Genomic DNA, 18,096 nt, shown 5'->3' on the forward strand with positions numbered 1-18,096 from the left:
TATTGATACTTCACGACCTCTTCGAAGTTTTATAAGGATATCATCTGCTGTTTCAATATCGTCTGGATACTCAAAAAGAGGCTCACCCTGCGTGCTTTCAGCAGGTTCTGTTGTAAGTAAGTAAAGAGCATCCCCAAAATTTTCATTGTAAACGCCTAATTGCTCTTGCTTGGGTATATAAAAGAGTTCTGTTTGATTATGGAATATCCTTGCGGCCTTTGCCAGTGTAGGAAGAGCAAGTGGTGCGTATGGATGAGTTGCAGTATAAAAATCTACCCCAAATGTATTTTTAGGTGTAACTTTAGAATCTTCTTTATCTATCTCTTGTGACTCTGTGTCTTCTTCAAAAACTATTTTTTGAGAAAACTCTAAAGCATTCTTCTTCAAGGCTCGCATACGATACCTATTCCCTTTGGTGTCTTCCAAAATTAAAGCATTATATTCTTCATTCTCTGTTTCTCGTATCACTTTGAGTCCTCCATAAAGCGTATCTAATGATGTGATTTTTGCAGTTACTTTATTGGTATAAGCGTCTTTGTATTTAGCTCCCCAAATGGTTTTAAAAAACAATGCCTCACTAACGCTATCTTGCTCGTAAATAGCAACTTCTTTAGTAGGCTCATAGTTATTAGGCAATACAGAGGCTGGGTATGTTTTATTTGAAGGAAATATTTCTTTCTGAAACAAAAGTTTTGGTTGGTTGTCTTCCGTTCCACCATAATACTTTACAAAGGAAGAACCATCTTCAAAAACATCAAAAACGGCAAAACCTTGTCCTCCATAACTAAAAACACCATTCTGTCCTAAAGCTGCGTATGATGATTTACCTCCAGAACCTGATAATATTTGTACCAATCCTTCTTTTTCTACGTGTTGAAGTGTATGTTCATGCCCTGACGTGAAAACCACTCGACCATGTTTTTTAGCCAAAGCGGCCAAACGATTCATCAGTTTGTTGTAAAGTTCATTATATCTATCTTGAACTGAAACCCCTCCCTGAGAACGTATTTGCACCACTAAAGATGATAATATAGGTAAGGGAAACTTACTCTGTGTAGGGTATAAATGCTTTTCTAACGCAAAATAGCCACCGTGAGTTCCATTGGTGAACATAGGGTGGTGCATCGCAAAAAGAACCGTTTTATTTTTATTTTTTTCAAGTTCATTGGCTATTTCAATAAACAGTTTTTCACGCGTTTTAATTTCACAGTTTTTATTGAAGTCTGGATCACTATTCCAGTCTTCAAGATACCATTGGGAGTCAATAATTAATAATTCAACATTTTCTGAAACTGAAAAATTTATTAACGGGCATCCCCCTGTAGGCTGAAAAGCCAAAGAATCTAAATGTTTTTGAACATACTCCTGCTCACGCTTAAGCCCAACTAACCCTCCAGAATAATATTCATGATTTCCAGGAATAATATAGGTTTGCCCCTTAAAGTCTTCTAGTGCTTTAAACTGGTTGTCCATGTAATATTCGCTGATCTCCCTGTTGGGATGCCCTTCTGCTGGCATGCCATCATCATAGATATTATCACCTAAAAAAATAGCATGATCACTAGCCTTAGTTGGGTTTTTCTTTATGTAATTGTTGAAAATAGTAAGACCATCACTCATTCTATTTAGCGGTGAAATCCCTGCATCACCTACTAAATAAAAAGTGCGTTCTACTTTTCTATCTGCTGGAAAAGAAGGTTTTTCTTCTAGATTTTTATACTGCGGTTCATAAGTAGCACACGCACTTACTATAGTAATTAAAATTAAAAAAAGAGAGTTCTTTTTGAAACGCATACACAATAATAGTATTCTTATTTTACATTGAAAAAGCTACTTTGAAAGAAAACTGAACACCTTCATCTGAAGTAAAAACATTTACCGTACCGCTTAACAAATCGGCAGCATTAATCCAAACACCTCCACCGTAGCTATTATGCCAAACATCTGAAGTATCATTCGGAATCCATACTCTACCCACATCGTACCCGCCAAATACTCCTATTTGTACAGGTGTCACTGCTGTTCTAAAACTATTAAAGCTATATCGTAAATCTGCTCCTCCAGCTAATGCACTACGACCGGTGAAACGGTCTCTTCTATATCCTCTTAATCCATAGTCTCTACCTAATTGCGCGCCTTGATAGAATTCAAAGTTGTTTCCTACATTAAAGTGTCCGACTGCTTTGGTTTTTAAAACCACTTTTTTGTCTTTTGTCAAAGCGTTGTAAAAAGTTAACTTCGGAATTACATATCCAAAAACACGATCACTATCATCAATGCTTTGAGTTCCTCCTGCCGTTAAGCTTGCATGCATCCCTCTACCAGGATTAGCTTTATTGTCAAAACTTTCATAGGTGTATGTACCTTCAGCAGATGCGAAATATTTTCTTTCCTCAACATCTGGGTATCCAATATCTGAAATAAACCTTTCGTCGGTATCTTCTACTTCAACGCCTTCAAATTTCGCTTTAAATTCAAAAGTGCTTCCGTAGCGGCCATCTTTTTTAATTCCTAATGCTCCACCATAACTTCCTATACGCACTCGGTTATAATCTCTACCAAGATCTTCTTCATAATCAAGGTTTACAGTTTCATTTCCGAAGCCAAAAAAGTTTTCAGAAAAATTTGGGTTACGGAAATGCCCTTCGACTAAGAAGTTCCAATCTCCAAAAATATTGGCAAACTCACCGCTATAATTTATATCAAAGCTTTCAGTAGCAAAATAATACCCCGCTTTTATACTGTGCTTTTGTTTAAAAGGATTTTCTTGGAAACCGTGAACGGTAAACGTATCAGAAAGTCCAAGTAAAAACCCATCATCTACATTGTAACCAAAAGCTGGCAATAAGAGATTAATAGTTTTATTTTCTTTTATATAGTCGTAGGTATTGAAATTGTAATTATTGGTAATTCTAAAAGCAGCCCCACCTTTATTTTTAATAGTGTTTTTCTTACTTTTCTGATCATAAACCTTTATTCTACTTCCGTTTTCAATATCGTAGGTATCATTGTTTTGACCACCAACGATCCGAATAAAAATAGGGCGGTTGCCTTTCCCTTTTACTTCAAACACATCATCGTCATCTAAGCCATAAATCCAAAGTTCTTTAGTGTCATCTTTGCTAAAGGTTCTATCAATTATGAGGTCGCCTTTATCACCGTCTTTAATTCTGTAGGCTTTAATATTTGTTTTTCCTTCAGGAAGTCGAGTAATTTCAAAAATATCATCTTTATCGGTTCCTGTAATAATTTGAAGATTTGAAAAATAATCGTAATATTCTGAAGCAATTCTTACAATGTTATCGCGTCTCCCTTTTAGGTTTTCTTTAATTTCTTCAGCAGTTTCATCTTGCACTTCTTTTGGCAAGTCATTAAAAGCATTTTCTATAACTTCATCTGTTACATTTTCTTTTATATATTCTGCTTGTGCCATCCACTCTTCTCTTCCGTAGTTTTCAGCTAAGGCGCGGTCTAGTTTTATTCCGGCGCTATTAAACCATTTGGTATGTTCTAATTCTGGGCCATACACTTGAAATTGACGGGCCGTACTAAATAAAGCACGTACCGCATCTAACAATCCGCCATCAAAATTTGCAAAAACCTGATCTCTATCCCTTGGAATTGGTGTATAAATCTTATCACCATTTTCATCTTCTTGCAAGGCAAATCTCCACTGGTCATTATGACGGTCCCAATCTCCAATCAACATATCGAACATTCGAGCACGGATGTATGCTTTTTGGTTTATTTTATTTTCTTCGTCGTCACGGATTTCTTCCAGCACATCGTCTGTACTAATAATATCTTCAGCATAATCAAATATTGCTTCGTCATATTCTTCGTCAGGACGTTCAACAATCATATACAGTTCATCTCCATAAGTTTCATTAAATTTACCAAGCGCCTTTTGTTTAGGGACGTAAAATAATTTGGGATTGGTATGGAATACTTTCGCTGCATCTGCCAGTTTTGGAATGGCGAAAGCTCCATAGGGATGCGCTGCCGTATAAAAATCTAGGATTAAATCTTCTGGTAAAGTGTTTTTAAAATCGCTTTCAATTACTTCATTTTTAAGAATTACAGTCTGTAAAAACTGAACAGCACTCTTTTTTAACGCTCGCATATTATAATCGTGCCCTTCTTTGTCCACTAACCGAAGAGACACCGTTTGATGACCTCCACCAGCACGTTCTACGGTTAAACCACCGTACAATGTATCTAAGTCTACCGTTGGAGCTAAAACTTCTTTACCGTATGTTTTACGATAATGATCGCCCCAAACAGTTTTGAAAAAACTGCTTCGGTTTACTAAACTATCGTTATAAACAGCTGATTTTACCGTTTTGGGAAACGATTCAGGTAATTTTGAAATATCGTATTCTTTTTCTGAAGCGATTATTTCTTTTTCAAATAGTTTAGTTGAAGTTCCATCTTCTTCTGCTTTAAAAAAGGCAACTGAAGTAGAACCGTCCTTATAAATTGTAACGCTACTGAAACCTTGCCCACCATAGGAAAACAGTCCATTCTCACCTAAAGCTGCAGCGGTAGCATCGCCACCAGAACCTGAAACCACTTGTTTTGCATTCGCTCCTTCAATGTATTGTAATGAACGGTCGTGACCAGAAACCAACACTAAGTTTTTGTGGTCTTTCACTAATACTTCAACTCTTCCCATTAATTCGTTGTAAGCTTCATTATATCTATCTTGCGAAGATATTGCTCCTTGGCTTCTTACTTGAGTTATTAAAGAAGCAATACCAGGAATTGGCAATAAATGATTTTTAGCAGGATATTTCCCTCCATATTTACCATTGGTGTACAACGGATGATGCATTGCTAGAATAATGGTTTTTTGCTTTGCCTTTTTAAGCTCTCCTTCCAGTTCAACTAAAAACTTAGCTCGGTTTTTAATCTGGCACTTATCATTCATTTTTGGATGCTTATTCCAACTTTCAATATACCATTGCGTATCGATCATTATTAAATGAACAGAGTCGCTAATATCTACCTCTTCAATGGGGCATCCGTTGTTAGGTTCTAATACAGAATCTGAGTTTAAAGCTTCTTTCAGTAAATCTTCTTCCAGTTCAAGACCATCTACACCAGATTTCCAATCTAGGTTTCCTGGCAACACATTTACAGTGCCTTGAAACCCTTTAATAGCTTCTAATTGTTTTTCAATTATTTGTTTTGCTTGTTCTTTTTCAGGTGTTTCATCTTCAGGAAGACCTTCAGGATAAAAACTGTTTCCGAGGAACAACAGATTGTCATTCTCTGTATTTTTTTCAGCTATATACTTCTGAAACGATTGTAATGCTAAGTTTTTTTCTGTTTCACCTATGGAAATATAACCGGCATCTCCAATAAGATAGAAGGTTTTATCCACTTCTTTTCCAGCCATTTCCGTAGAGATGGGTTTATTAGTTGAAGAATATTGAGGTTGGTATGTAGCACAAGCAGAAAACAGCAGTGCGATTACAAAAGTTATAAAGATGTTAATTTTTTTCATAAGCAAATTAAAGCGTAGTATTTTTAGTAATTTGGATATTTAAAACTGAAATTTTTATGAGCGATAAAGATATAATTGAAGCAGCGGATAATTTTGTGCTTAATCTTTTTAAGGAGAAATTACCCAACACCTTTGTCTATCATAACTATTCGCACACAAAACGTGTTTATAAAAGTATAAACGAAATTATTGAAGACTCCCAAATTTCTGTTAAAGATGCTACTATCCTTAAATTAGCTGCCATATTACACGATACGGGATACATTAAAACACGTGAAGGACATGAAGAAGAAAGTGTGAAAATTGCCCTCGAATTTTTAGAATCTAAAGATGTTGAAAAAGATATAATCGATGGTGTTGAAAAATGCATCATAGCGACCAAGTTTAAAAACACAACTCCAAAAGATCACTTAGAAGAGATTATGCGCGATGCAGATTCTTCGCATTTTGGAAAAGATTATTTTGAAGAAGCCAGCGAATTTTTAAGGCAAGAATATATAGCCCAGAATATTAAAAATTATACTCCACAAGAATGGCGCGATGAAAACATTGATCTTCTTATAAATAAACACAAATTTTATACTTCTTATGCTTTAAACAATTGGCAAAATACCAAACAGGAAAATCTTGCTGATTTAATTAACAAAAACAAAAAGATTAAGAAGAAGATTAAAAAAGAAGAGTTAAAAGCGCAATTAAAAGCAAAGTATAAGGATAAAAGTGTAGATCGCGGAATTCAAACTTTTTACAGAACTGCGCTTAGAAACCATATAAAACTGAGTGATATTGCCGATACCAAAGCCAACATTTTGCTTTCGGTAAATGCTATTATCATTTCGTTGGTGCTTTCTAATTTACTTTCAAAATTGGATAATCCTTCCAATGATTATTTAATAATTCCAACAGCGATATTTGTGATTTTTAGTGCCGTCACTATGATTCTTTCAGTAATTGCCACACGACCTAATGTCACAAGAGGTGAGTTTACCAAAGAAGATGTTGACAATAAGAGTGTAAATCTAGCTTTTTTCGGAAACTTCCATCGTATGGAACTTTCAGAGTTTGAATGGGCTATGGATGAATTATTGAAAGATAGAGATTATGTGTACTCATCTCTTACTAAAGATTTATATTTTTTAGGAAAAGTACTAGATAGAAAATATCGAATTTTAAGATGGACCTATACCATATTTGTTACAGGAACTATTATTTCAATTCTAGCTTTTGCAATATCTTTCTATTTAGGCGGTTCTAGAATGTCTTAATTATTGATTTCAGTAATTAAATCATCGTAGGTGTAGTATTCTTTTTTATTGTCTTTATTTTTAGAATACAACACACTAACTCGTATTGCTTTGAGCCCTGTAACCCCTTGCAGGTCTTCTAGTTCTACAATCTCAACATCTTTATCTAACTGTCTTTTATGCTGAAGGAATGATATATATTTTAAATATTCTCTCTCATCTTCTCGTTGCGAGTAAATAATAACGATTTTCCCTTCTTGAGTAACGCGTTCTTCAGTGCCTTTTATATTTGCTTTATCAACTCGTTTTTTTACAACTTCGTAACGGGCATTGTAGGTTCCGTCAACATCAAAACGTTTTTCATCCATTCTAAATCGAAGCGATAAGGAGCCGTTAAAAGCTAAAATCATAGAAGCGACATTTAACTTCACCGGCAACTGCTCTTTAAGTTTATAATAGCTATTTTCCATTTCGCACATTACCTGCAATTGCCACAATCTCAAATTATATAAATATACTTTGTTAAAACTTTTATGTTTAGTAATCGCTTCACCTATATACAAATTATGCTCAACCCCATCAGTTTTAAAGCGCTCAAAATAATGTGGGTACATTTCTTGGGCTTCCAATTGTTTTTTATCGATAATTGAGGCCATACGCTTATTGATAGTCATTACAGCATCATCGTAATCTTTTCTATATTTATAAATTAGACCGCTGTTTTCATCTACTTGCTCATGATAGTCTATAATTAAACCCTTTAAATTCTCACTTTTACTACTTAAATGTTTAAATAAAGGAATTATCTCAATGCGTAAAAACTTCAACACTTGGCGCTCACTATCTACTTGCAAACCTTCTTTAAGCTCTGTAAGGTAATTTGAAATTCTAAATTCCAAATGTTCATATATAGGAAGTGGTTCAAGGTTATCTATCTTATTAATAATTTCCTTAATTTGCTTCAATTGAAGTATTAAATCTTTAATAGTGGCATTATTTCTGGCTTCCGAAGAACCTTTCACATCAATTTGTCCATATAATGGATGTACATCTTCAAAAACAACCTCTTTAAAATAAGTTGGGTTTCCTTGTGCAATTTGGTTTAAATATCGTTTAGCTTCTTTTCTAAATTTCCAGTGAACACTTGGGTGTAGTGAAGTACATTCTTCTTGAATAATTAATTCGAGTTTATTCTCAATTTGTTTTTTTCCACGAATCACCGAATCTACTAAAAACGGCATAACCGTATGTAGCTTATTGGCATTTATAGAGTTAAGGTCATTGATGTTTGGCGAAACTAACTCTAAAATACCTAATACTTTATCTTCTTTATTCACTATGGATGCTAAGATGGCACTTTTAATGCCTTGATCCTGTAACTTTTTGTATAAAATATTATCAGGATATAGTTTACGGTATTTTGGTACGTTCGATATACAATAGAACTCTTTCTGCTTAAAAAGTTTGTAGTATGATGCATCGCAAAGTGCTGTTTGGCAATGCTGTTTGTCTTTATCGTTTAGAATGAAACTATCAACGTTCTTAAATATGAATTTTTCGAACAATTGATCTTCTTCATTAAATTCTGAAAATCCAATTTTTAAGTCTTGAAGTTGAAAAATAGATTTGAAAATAGATTCAAACGTTTTAGTGTTATCTTCAGTTTCGGGGTTATTACGTAATAAATTGGATTTAAAGTCTGAAATGGAAGCATCTAAGGTAACATCGAACATATTGGCAATTACAAAGCCTTTAAAAATCCAACTTCCAGGAGGAAATTTTTCTTTCCAAAGTGCAATATTGTCAAACCCATCTAACAACTCTTCAACATCTTCTTTTGTAATATCTTTCGCCTTATCAGTTGGTATTAGATCAACAAAATCACCATTATATAGAATACGGTACGTATGGGTAACACCGTCAGCATCTGGTATTTTATAGTGCAATGGGCTTTTAAAATCTACATTATACCCATAATGCACATTTAAAATGATGCTACAGCTCATTATATAGGTATAGTCATCATCAAAATTGGTTAGCTGTGGTATATATTCCTTTCCAGCTGCTGCAAGGATGTCTTTATATCTTTTTGACGATTTAAAAACGAATTCCTGAAAAGGAATAGTGGCCAACTTTATTTCATTTTCCTGCAATATAGAAGAAAACAACTCATCCAGAATAATATCGATTTGTTCATCATATTTCTCAAATTCAGCCTTGGTGGTAATACCTTCTTCTAGAATAGGATACTTATCAGCAATTTCCAATACAGCTTTTGCACGATCCCTAATCATTCTTTGAGGATCATCCAGGTGAGCGCGATACTTATTAAAAAGCTTACTGAAGCTTACTTGTATCTTTAAGGGAAATTCCCTGCTTTGTGTTTTCATTTTCAATTAATTAACCGCTAATTATTTTACTCTAAATTATAATTTTCTTTCTATAATAATTGATTGTTTTAACAAATTAACAATAATTTGAGAGTTGCATTTTTTTTCAGAAACAAATACTGTTATTTTTGCGCTTACAAATATACCTATTATGAGACGATTATTAGTTACATTACTTACAGCAACATTATTGATTTCCTGTGCAGGTGATAGCAATACATTCACCCTTAAAGGCACAGCCAATAACTTTGATGACGGCACCGAAGTATATGTTTACAGTATCAAAGACAGCAACCAACCCAAGGTAATAGACACACTTACCATAAAAAATGGCACTTTTGAGGGCACGTATCCAAAGAGTGATAGCATTTCTGTTAACTATATTAACGTAGAAGGTGTTCAGGCAAATATTGTTTATTTTCCTGAAAACGAAGATATGAATGCCACGCTTTATAAAGACAGCATTGGCTCTTCTTTTGTTTCTGGAGGAAAACAAAATGAAGCTTTTACTTCTTTTTCTGAAAAAATGCGAACTATCAACGAGAAGAAACAAGCTCAAATGAAAGAGTTTAGGTCTGCTCAACAAAGTAGCGATGTAGCTACCATTAAACAAATTCAGCAAGAAAATGCGGCTTTAACAAAAGAAGAAACTGAATTTAAAAAGGAATTTATAAAGAACAATAAAAATTCTCTTTTTTCGGTAATGCTTCTTTCTGAAATGATTTCTCGTAAAGAGATGAATGCTGAAGAAGCAAGCGAGGTATTAAACAATCTTTCTCCAAAAGTAGCTGCCTCTCCTATTGTTACGCAAGTTGAAGCAATGATTGCAAATGCTAGAAAAGCAGATATCGGCTCAATAGCTCCAAACTTTAGTGCTCCTACTCCAGAGGGCGAAACATTATCCTTAAAAGATGCAATGGGAAAATATACCATTATTGATTTCTGGGCATCTTGGTGTAAACCTTGTAGAATTGAAAACCCTAATGTGGTTAAGGTTTATGAAAAGTACCATGACAAGGGGCTGAACATTATAAGTGTTTCATTAGACCGTCAAAAACAAAAAGACAAATGGATAAAAGCCATAGCCGATGATAATATGGATTGGCACCACGTATCAAACCTACAATTTTGGCAAGACCCCATTGCAAGACAATATAACGTTAGAGCGATTCCGGCTACATTCCTTTTAGATGAAAACGGAAAGATTATCGATAAAGATTTACGCGGTCCTGCTCTAGGGGCCAAAATGGAATCATTGTTAGGTAGTGAATAATTAAACACTAATACTACAAAATAAAAAGCCTTGAAACAAAACTAGTTTCAAGGCTTTTTATTTGATTTGACTTGCATTCTAATTTAATAAAAAGCTAATATTTACTGTTGCTTTTAATTTAATTTCTCCGGGTGCGAGTGGTTGTTGACCACCAGAAGCGTCATTTTCCATCATAGCCGATTTATACATTCTTGGTTGCGGATAATCGGGTTGTTGAAATTCACTGATCAACACCGCTTTACCGATGGATTGATTCAATACACTTGCATATTCCTCTGCCTTCATTTTAGCGTTTTCAACTGCTTTTTTTCTAGCTTGTGCTTTTAATTCATCTTCATTTGAAGCCGAAAAACTTACTCCATCAATACGGTTAATACCACTTTGTAATAAACCATTCATTAAATCTTCATATTTTGAAAGATCTTTCAACTTAATTGAAATTGCTTGGTTCGCACTATAATTATATGTTTTACTGTTATAATCATAATTTTTGTTCAATCGTATGTATTCTGTTCTTACATCTTTCTCATCGATACCCATTTTCTTTATAAATGATAATACTTTTGAAACGGTACGGTCATTTTCTTGTTTAATTATGGTTGCATCTTTTCCGGTGTTTTCTACACGAATATCTATGTTAGCTTCATCTGGAACAGTATTTATAATCCCTTCGCCAGTAACTGATACCGTAGGTGTTGATGTATTTTGAGCGTGTGTCATCATAGTAGTTGTTAAGAGAATAACTAAAATTTGAAATGTTTTTTTCATAATGTTCTTTTTTAAATTTTTCCGAGTTTATGTAATACAAATAATAAAATAATAGGAATGGCCAATACGGCAACAATCCACAATTGCGTTTGCAATAATATAGGTGCAAATGCAATAGTTAAAACATACCCTGCAATAGCCCCGCCAAAGTGTGCATAGTGACCAATATTTCCTAATCTACTTTTCATTCCGTAGATAGAATACAGTAAATACAGGATGCCAAAAATCCAAGCAGGAATGGCGATTGGAATAAAAAACAAGTACAACCCCATATCGGGATAAAATAAAATTGCAGAATACAAAACCCCCGTAACGGCTCCACTTGCTCCTACTGCACTGTAATGGTATTCTTCTTTATGAAAAAAGAAGGACAGTAAATTCCCTACAATCAAACTTGCCAAATAAATCAATACAAACTTGATTACCCCAACCGAACTGATTACGACATTGGCAAAAAAGAATAGGGTAAACATATTAAAAAACAAATGTGACCAATCTGCGTGTAAAAAGCCCGAACTTGCCATTCGTATTTGTTCTCCGCGACGTATTCCGGCTATGTTAAATTTATACTTTTCAAAAAAAGAAAAATCATTAAAGCCTTTTATTGAGATAATTACATTGGCTGCAATGATTATAATGGTTGCAATATGAAGTTCTGGCATATCTTTTCAGTAAAATTAAACGGTTGTTATGCAATAAAATTAGTTAGTTTTGTAGTAAAATCACCTATGCAAAGGCTACTTTATTATTTGTTGTACCCCATACTTTGGCTAGTTTCTATTCTACCCATGTGGCTATTATATATCAAATCGTCAGCACTGTACATAATTACATATTATATAATTGGCTACCGAAAAAAAGTAGTTAAAAACAACTTAAATCTCGTTTTTCCAGACCATTCTTCGGAAGAAATAAATCGTATAGCCAAAGGCTTTTACAAGCATTTATGTGATATTATTTTTGAAACCATAAAGAGTCTTACTATTTCTGAAAAAGTAATTAGCAAACGCTTTCAGTTTGAAAATTTAGAGCTGTTGGAAGAGTTGAAAGCAAAAGGAAAAAGTACTTTGCTTATGAGTGGTCATTATGCCAATTGGGAATGGATGGGGATTTTAAACAAGAAAACAAGCTATAAATGTTACGCGGTTTATAAAAAACTAGATAATCCTTATTTTGATTCCCTCGTAAAAAACATTCGTGGACGTTTTGGGGCTGAAACAATCACCAATAAAAAGATAGTACCATTACTTTTTAGGAATGCGAAAAAAAATATAAACTCAGCAGCACTTATCCTCTCAGACCAATCCCCTAAAAAGAACGCGTACAAACATCGGGATACGTTTATGGGTATTGATGTTCCTGTTTTTACTGGTACCGAAGAACTTGCTAAAAGATTAGACTTCGCAGCTGTTTACTTAAAGATTAAAAAAATAAAAAGAGGCTATTATAAAGCTTCTTTTGAATTGCTTGCCGAAAACCCAAAAGAATACCCTGATTTTGAAATCACCCGAATGTTTTTAACGGAGATTGAAAACCAAATTAAAGAGCAACCAGAGTTTTACCTCTGGTCGCATAAACGTTGGAAGCACCGGTTGTAAGTACGAGTTTTAAGATACAACTTTCAAGGTACTAATGACGATTTAGCCGCAATTTATTGCCAAAGGTGGCTGAGTGATTCCGCTGAAAAGCGGAATTGTATCGAAGCAACCGCCAGACGAATTAGAATTGTCTTCGATAAAATTTTATGGAATCAAGGTTTGACAGTTTTATTGCTATACTTGCACCATAAAATCACTCAGACACCCTTGAATTAAGATGTGGGTTTTGCCTTAAAAGTTTATCAACTCATAACTAACATAACCTACCCCGCAATCGCCTTAATTTCTGTAATAAAGCGATCTGCTAAAGTATCGGCATCTTTCTGTGATGGCCCTTCCGTATAGATTCTAATGATTGGTTCTGTGTTCGATTTGCGAAGATGAACCCAATTTTCAGCAAAATCTATTTTAACGCCGTCAAGCGTATTAATTTCTTCTGAAGCATACTTACTTTCAATCGATTTCAGAATTTTATCTACATCTAATTGAGGGGTTAGCTCAATTTTTTTCTTACTCATATAATATGATGGGTAGTGATTCCTGAGTTCACTTACTGCAATTTTTTCTTCAGCTAAGTGACTCAAAAATAGAGCGACTCCTACCAAGCTATCCCTTCCGTAGTGTAATTCTGGATAAATAATACCGCCATTTCCTTCGCCTCCTATCACGGCTTTCGTGTCTTTCATTTTCTGAACCACATTCACTTCACCAACAGCACTTGCAGTATACGTTCCGTTGTGTTTTTCGGTAACATCGCGCAAGGCACGAGAAGAAGACATATTGCTAACGGTATTTCCCGGATTGTGCTGTAGCACATAATCTGCAACGGCAACCAAGGTATATTCTTCACCAAACATTTCGCCTTTTTCGTCTACAAAAGCCAATCTGTCAACATCGGGATCTACCACAATACCAAAATCGGCGTTTTCATCTACTACTTTTTTCATTAAATCGGTAAGGTGCTCTTTTAAAGGCTCTGGATTATGTGGAAACTCACCCGTAGGTTCACAAAATAACTCTACAGCTTGAACGCCCAACGCTTTAAGTAATAATGGGATTGCAATACCACCCGTTGAATTTACGCCATCGACAACCACTTTAAAATTTGCTTTTTTAATAGCTGAAACATTTACCAAAGGTAATTCCAGTATCTCATCAATATGTAAGTCGATATACGCATCGTTTGTAGTTATTTCTCCTAAGTCGTCTACTTCAGAGAAATTGATGTTTTCGGCTTCAGCAATATTCAAGATTTCTTGTCCGGCTTCAGCATTTAAAAACTCACCGTCTTTATTTAATAACTTTAGCGCATTCCATTGTTTGGGATTATGGCTTGCTGTTAAAATAATACCGCCATCTGCATGTTCCATCACCACAGCCATTTCAACTGTTGGTGTTGTTGATAGGTTAAGATCAATTACGTGGATTCCCATCCCCACTAGGGTATTCATAACCAATTGTTGAACCATCTCGCCAGAAATACGGGCATCACGCCCTACAACTACACGGTATTCTTCTTTCTGTCGTTGTTTTTTCACCCAACTGCCATAAGCCGCTGCATACTTTACAGCATCAATTGGAGTTAAATTTTCACCTTGCGAACCGCCAATGGTTCCACGTATTCCCGAAATAGATTTTATCAATGTCATGAGTTCAAATTTTTAAGCAAATATACTTTTTTTAAGATGCATTACTACCTCATGATTTTGTAAATTGTACCGATGAATTTTTTAGCACACATCTATCTTTCTAGTGAAGATGAAGGTATAACCATAGGAAACTTCATTGCCGATGGCATTAAAGGTAAAAAGTATAAAAAATATCCTTCTAACATTCAGAAAGGTATTTTATTACATCGTGAGATAGACACCTTTACTGATAGTCATCCTACGGTACGGCAAAGTACAGCGAGACTTCACGAGAACTACAGTCACTACAGCGGAGTAATTGTCGATATTCTATACGATCACTTTTTAGCTAAAAATTGGAACCAATATCATAAGCTTCCACTAGATGTGTATGTAGAAAATTTTTATGATTTACTTCGGAGTAACTTTGCAATGCTACCTACACGCATTCAACGTATGATGCCGTATATGATTGCAGACAATTGGTTGTTGAGCTATGCTACCGTTCGTGGTATTAGCACCATTTTAGACCAAATGAATGTTCGCACCAAAGGAAAATCTAAAATGAATTTTGCCGTATTGGAACTCGAACAATATTACGATGAATTTGAAGCCGAATTCACTTCCTTTTTTGATGAGCTAATACTATTTTCAGAAGAAAAACTAAAAGAATTATGAAAGCACTCCCCTATCTTTTTTTCTTTTTACTAATTATATCGTGTAAAGAAGTACCTCAAGTAAAAGAACTTCAAGAAGAAACCAAACAAGAAATAACAAAAAAGCCTGTAAAGAAAGCAGTCATTGCCGATAGTGCTATGGTTGTTTCTGCTCGTGAAGAAGCTTCAAAAATTGGAGTCGAAATCTTAAAAAAAGGTGGTAATGCTTTTGATGCGATGATCGCTACCGAAATGGCACTGGCCGTAACCTATCCCTATGCAGGAAATCTGGGTGGTGGCGGATTTATAGTGTACAGAACCCAATACGGCGAATTAGGAAGCATCGATTACCGTGAAAAAGCTCCCAAGAGGGCTAGCCGCGATATGTATTTGGATGAAAATGGAGTGTACAATACCGAAGAAAGTAAAACAGGAGGTTTGGCTGTTGGCGTTCCAGGAACCATTGCTGGTATTTTTGCAGTTCATGAAAAACTGGGTTCTTTACCTATGGAAGTTATTTTACAACCAGTAATAGACCTCGCTACAAATGGGTTTTCATTAACCGAAAGCCAAGTAAAGCGTTTTAACGAGTACGGTCCTATTTTTAAAAAAGTAAATAGTGAAGAATCCATCTACACTAAAACCTATAGTGCCGGAGATACGTTAAAAAACAAAGCGTTGGCAAACACTTTATCTCGAATTGTAAAAAAGGGATTAGCTGGTTTTTATGAAGGGGAAACAGCAAAAACGTTAGTTAATTTTATTCAGAAAAAAGGAGGCATTATCACTCAAAAAGACCTTGAAAGCTATGAAGCTGAATGGCGCGAACCCGTTGTTTTTGAGTACAAAGATTTAAAAGTAATTTCCATGGGGCCTCCTTCAAGCGGTGGAGTTGTGTTGGGGCAGATTTTAAATATGATTGAGCCGTACCCCATTGAAACGTATGGGCACAATTCGGCTAAATATATTCAATTACTTACCGAAGCAGAACGCAGAGCGTATGCAGATAGAAGTCATTATCTGGGCGATCCAGATTTTATAACTATTCCCACCGATTCTTTATTATCAAAAAACTATGCAAAGCGAAGAATGGATAATTTTTCTTTTGAAGTCGCAACACCTTCAACGGAAATAAATCCTGGTAATGTACAAGGTTATGAAAGCACTGAAACAACGCATTATTCAATAGTTGATCAGTTAGGAAATGCTGTTGCAGTCACGACAACGCTAAATGCTGCTTTTGGTTCAAAATTATATGTAAAAGACTTGGGGTTTTTCTTAAACAATGAAATGGACGACTTTAGCGCCAAGCCAGGAGAACCTAATATGTTTGGCCTAATTGGTGGCGAAGCAAATGCCATAGAATCTCAAAAACGTATGTTAAGTTCTATGACGCCCACTATTATTGAAAAAAATGATAGCCTCTGGATGAGTGTTGGTACTCCGGGTGGCTCTACTATTATTACTTCTGTGTTGCAGACTATCCTAAATGTATCAGAATTTAATATGGACATGCAACAAGCTGTGGATGCCCCGCGTTTTCACCATCAATGGTTCCCAGATGAAATTATATTTGAACCTCAAGGGTTTTCAGAAAAATTAATGGATAGCCTACAAACAAAAGGTTATATTATTAATAAAAAAGAGACTCCCGTTATAGGAAAAGTAGATGCTATTTTAGTATTACCAAATGGAAAATTAGAGGGTGGTGCCGATAAAAGAGGTGATGATACCGCCAAAGGTTTTTAAAATAAGCAGAAAACATCAACACTTAATCGATACTTTTTAACCTTATATCTAATTGTAAGTATTATACTACAATTTGTAAGAAAATTAGTTAATTTTGAGAGAGTTAAATAAGTATAAAAAAAGCTGGGGAGCCTAAATTATATCACACAAAATTTTACCATTTATCTATTTTAATACAAGCCCTACATTGTAGTTGGTTTGTCACGAGTTTCCTTTGCTTTTACACTAAAACTATTTATTTGCCGAGCCCCTATGAAGAAGAGATCTTTTATTAAAGATTTACACACTCTCATTCCACTAGTGTTTAGTGGGCTTCTTTGTATTGGACTAACTTTTATTCTTTGGCAGAAAACTACCTTATTGCTTCAGTTTGAAAAACAATTAATTGATCTTTCTCCAATATTTATTGCTATTAGTGGTTTTCTATCTGTTTTTATTTTGTTGTACTTAATCTTATTAACGGTTAATTTAAAAAAAGACAAAGAAATTGGAGTTAGTGGTATAGAAGTCTTAAACCAGAAAATGCATGCTTTTAGAGAAATCATAGAGATTTTACTTCAATCAAAAATGTGGTTACCTGGATTGAAGGAGTACATTGATGAAGAATTTTCCGGACTTACCTTTTTTCAAGTCAAAGAGTTTTATAAGGGAAAATCAAAATTAGCAATTGAGTTTTTACAAGAAAAAAACAATTATGCCGATACTGAAAATCTCTATCTAGAACTAAAATCACTAGTACAAACAGATGTAAAGCAAAAACACATCCCCGAAATTATTACTAAACCAGAATTTTATAAAAAAGACCTTATTCAAAAATGGTTAGAACATAAATGTGGGTCTGGACTGTGGTACTATTTTGGTTACAAATATGGAGCATATAAAGACGCATTAGACCTTGAAGCTATCTACGAAAGGCATCAAGAAAAAATTATGATGCTTGCTAATTCTATAGATAGTAAAGAGTTTGAAGATTCATCATTTAATGAGGTTTTTTTATCAAAATTAGGAGAATACATGACCAATAACGTTTTACCAAAACTATATCAACTTCAAGAAAAATCATCAGAAAAACTTCCATCTATTTCTCGTTACTTATATGTTATCTTTTTAGTATTGGTGTTTTTTGGTGTGTTGCTTCCTTTGGCGTATTTTCTGTTCAGCCTAAGTATATTGTCATTAATTATTAGCTATGCATTTGTAATCAGTGTTGTTTTCTTTATAAGCACAACTTTTTTCCGCTTTTTGAATAACTCAATTAACTAATAATGAGTTTTTTTTCTT

12 protein-coding genes are annotated in these 18,096 nt (G+C 34.6%); 6 read left to right on the forward strand and 6 right to left on the reverse strand.

Features of this window, described 5'->3' with window-relative positions; genetic code table 11:
• A partial coding sequence (locus tag AACZ92_RS03970) for a metallophosphoesterase (RefSeq protein WP_339697371.1) occupies nt 1-1,794 on the reverse strand: 1,794 nt, incomplete at its 3' end.
• 22 nt (nt 1,795-1,816) lie between these two features.
• On the reverse strand, nt 1,817-5,509 hold the full coding sequence (locus AACZ92_RS03975; RefSeq protein ID WP_339697373.1) for a phosphoesterase: 3,693 nt from the start codon (nt 5,507-5,509) through the stop codon (nt 1,817-1,819).
• 56 nt (nt 5,510-5,565) lie between these two features.
• Between AACZ92_RS03975 and AACZ92_RS03980 the strand changes: the two genes are divergently transcribed.
• The gene (locus tag AACZ92_RS03980; RefSeq protein ID WP_339697375.1) at nt 5,566-6,774 is read left to right on the forward strand and encodes a Pycsar system effector family protein; all 1,209 of its coding nucleotides are present in this window, start codon (nt 5,566-5,568) and stop codon (nt 6,772-6,774) included.
• Here the strand turns inward: AACZ92_RS03980 and AACZ92_RS03985 are convergent.
• Nucleotides 6,771-9,143, reverse strand: coding sequence for a GAF domain-containing protein (locus tag AACZ92_RS03985; RefSeq protein WP_339697377.1), 2,373 nt, complete (start codon nt 9,141-9,143; stop codon nt 6,771-6,773). The two genes, AACZ92_RS03980 and AACZ92_RS03985, sit on opposite strands and share 4 nt — an antisense overlap.
• Nucleotides 9,144-9,294: 151 nt before the next feature.
• Between AACZ92_RS03985 and AACZ92_RS03990 the strand changes: the two genes are divergently transcribed.
• Complete coding sequence (locus AACZ92_RS03990) at nt 9,295-10,416, forward strand: TlpA disulfide reductase family protein (RefSeq protein WP_339697378.1); 1,122 nt, start codon at nt 9,295-9,297, stop codon at nt 10,414-10,416.
• A 78-nt stretch (nt 10,417-10,494) separates the two neighbouring features.
• Here the strand turns inward: AACZ92_RS03990 and AACZ92_RS03995 are convergent, their stop codons facing one another.
• On the reverse strand, nt 10,495-11,184 hold the full coding sequence (locus tag AACZ92_RS03995; protein WP_339697379.1) for an SIMPL domain-containing protein: 690 nt from the start codon (nt 11,182-11,184) through the stop codon (nt 10,495-10,497).
• Between the two features lie 11 nt (nt 11,185-11,195).
• Nucleotides 11,196-11,846, reverse strand: a complete 651-nt coding sequence (locus AACZ92_RS04000) for a rhomboid family intramembrane serine protease (protein WP_339697381.1) — start codon at nt 11,844-11,846, stop codon at nt 11,196-11,198.
• Between the two features lie 66 nt (nt 11,847-11,912).
• Between AACZ92_RS04000 and AACZ92_RS04005 the strand changes: the two genes are divergently transcribed.
• Entirely contained in the window at nt 11,913-12,782 is an 870-nt protein-coding gene (locus AACZ92_RS04005) for a lysophospholipid acyltransferase family protein (protein ID WP_339697383.1), read from the forward strand.
• Nucleotides 12,783-13,045: 263 nt separating this feature from the next.
• On the opposite strand, the gene glmM is transcribed toward AACZ92_RS04005, so the two are convergent.
• Nucleotides 13,046-14,431, reverse strand: a complete 1,386-nt coding sequence (gene glmM, locus AACZ92_RS04010; RefSeq protein WP_339697385.1) for a phosphoglucosamine mutase — start codon at nt 14,429-14,431, stop codon at nt 13,046-13,048.
• Nucleotides 14,432-14,503: 72 nt separating this feature from the next.
• Between glmM and AACZ92_RS04015 the strand changes: the two genes are divergently transcribed.
• The 3 genes from AACZ92_RS04015 to AACZ92_RS04025 all read left to right on the forward strand — a co-directional run bounded on the left by AACZ92_RS04015 (nt 14,504) and on the right by AACZ92_RS04025 (nt 18,078).
• Nucleotides 14,504-15,088 carry an acyl carrier protein phosphodiesterase gene (locus AACZ92_RS04015; RefSeq protein WP_339697387.1) on the forward strand — a complete coding sequence of 195 codons (585 nt, stop codon included), beginning with the start codon at nt 14,504-14,506 and terminating at the stop codon, nt 15,086-15,088.
• Entirely contained in the window at nt 15,085-16,815 is a 1,731-nt protein-coding gene (ggt, locus tag AACZ92_RS04020; RefSeq protein ID WP_339697389.1) for a gamma-glutamyltransferase, read from the forward strand. Before AACZ92_RS04015 ends, ggt begins: the two co-directional genes overlap by 4 nt.
• A 252-nt stretch (nt 16,816-17,067) precedes the next feature.
• Nucleotides 17,068-18,078, forward strand: a complete 1,011-nt coding sequence (locus AACZ92_RS04025; RefSeq protein ID WP_339697391.1) for a hypothetical protein — start codon at nt 17,068-17,070, stop codon at nt 18,076-18,078.
• Nucleotides 18,079-18,096 lie beyond the last annotated feature (18 nt).

Source organism: uncultured Marixanthomonas sp. (genome assembly GCF_963974425.1).
GTDB lineage: Bacteria > Bacteroidota > Bacteroidia > Flavobacteriales > Flavobacteriaceae > Marixanthomonas.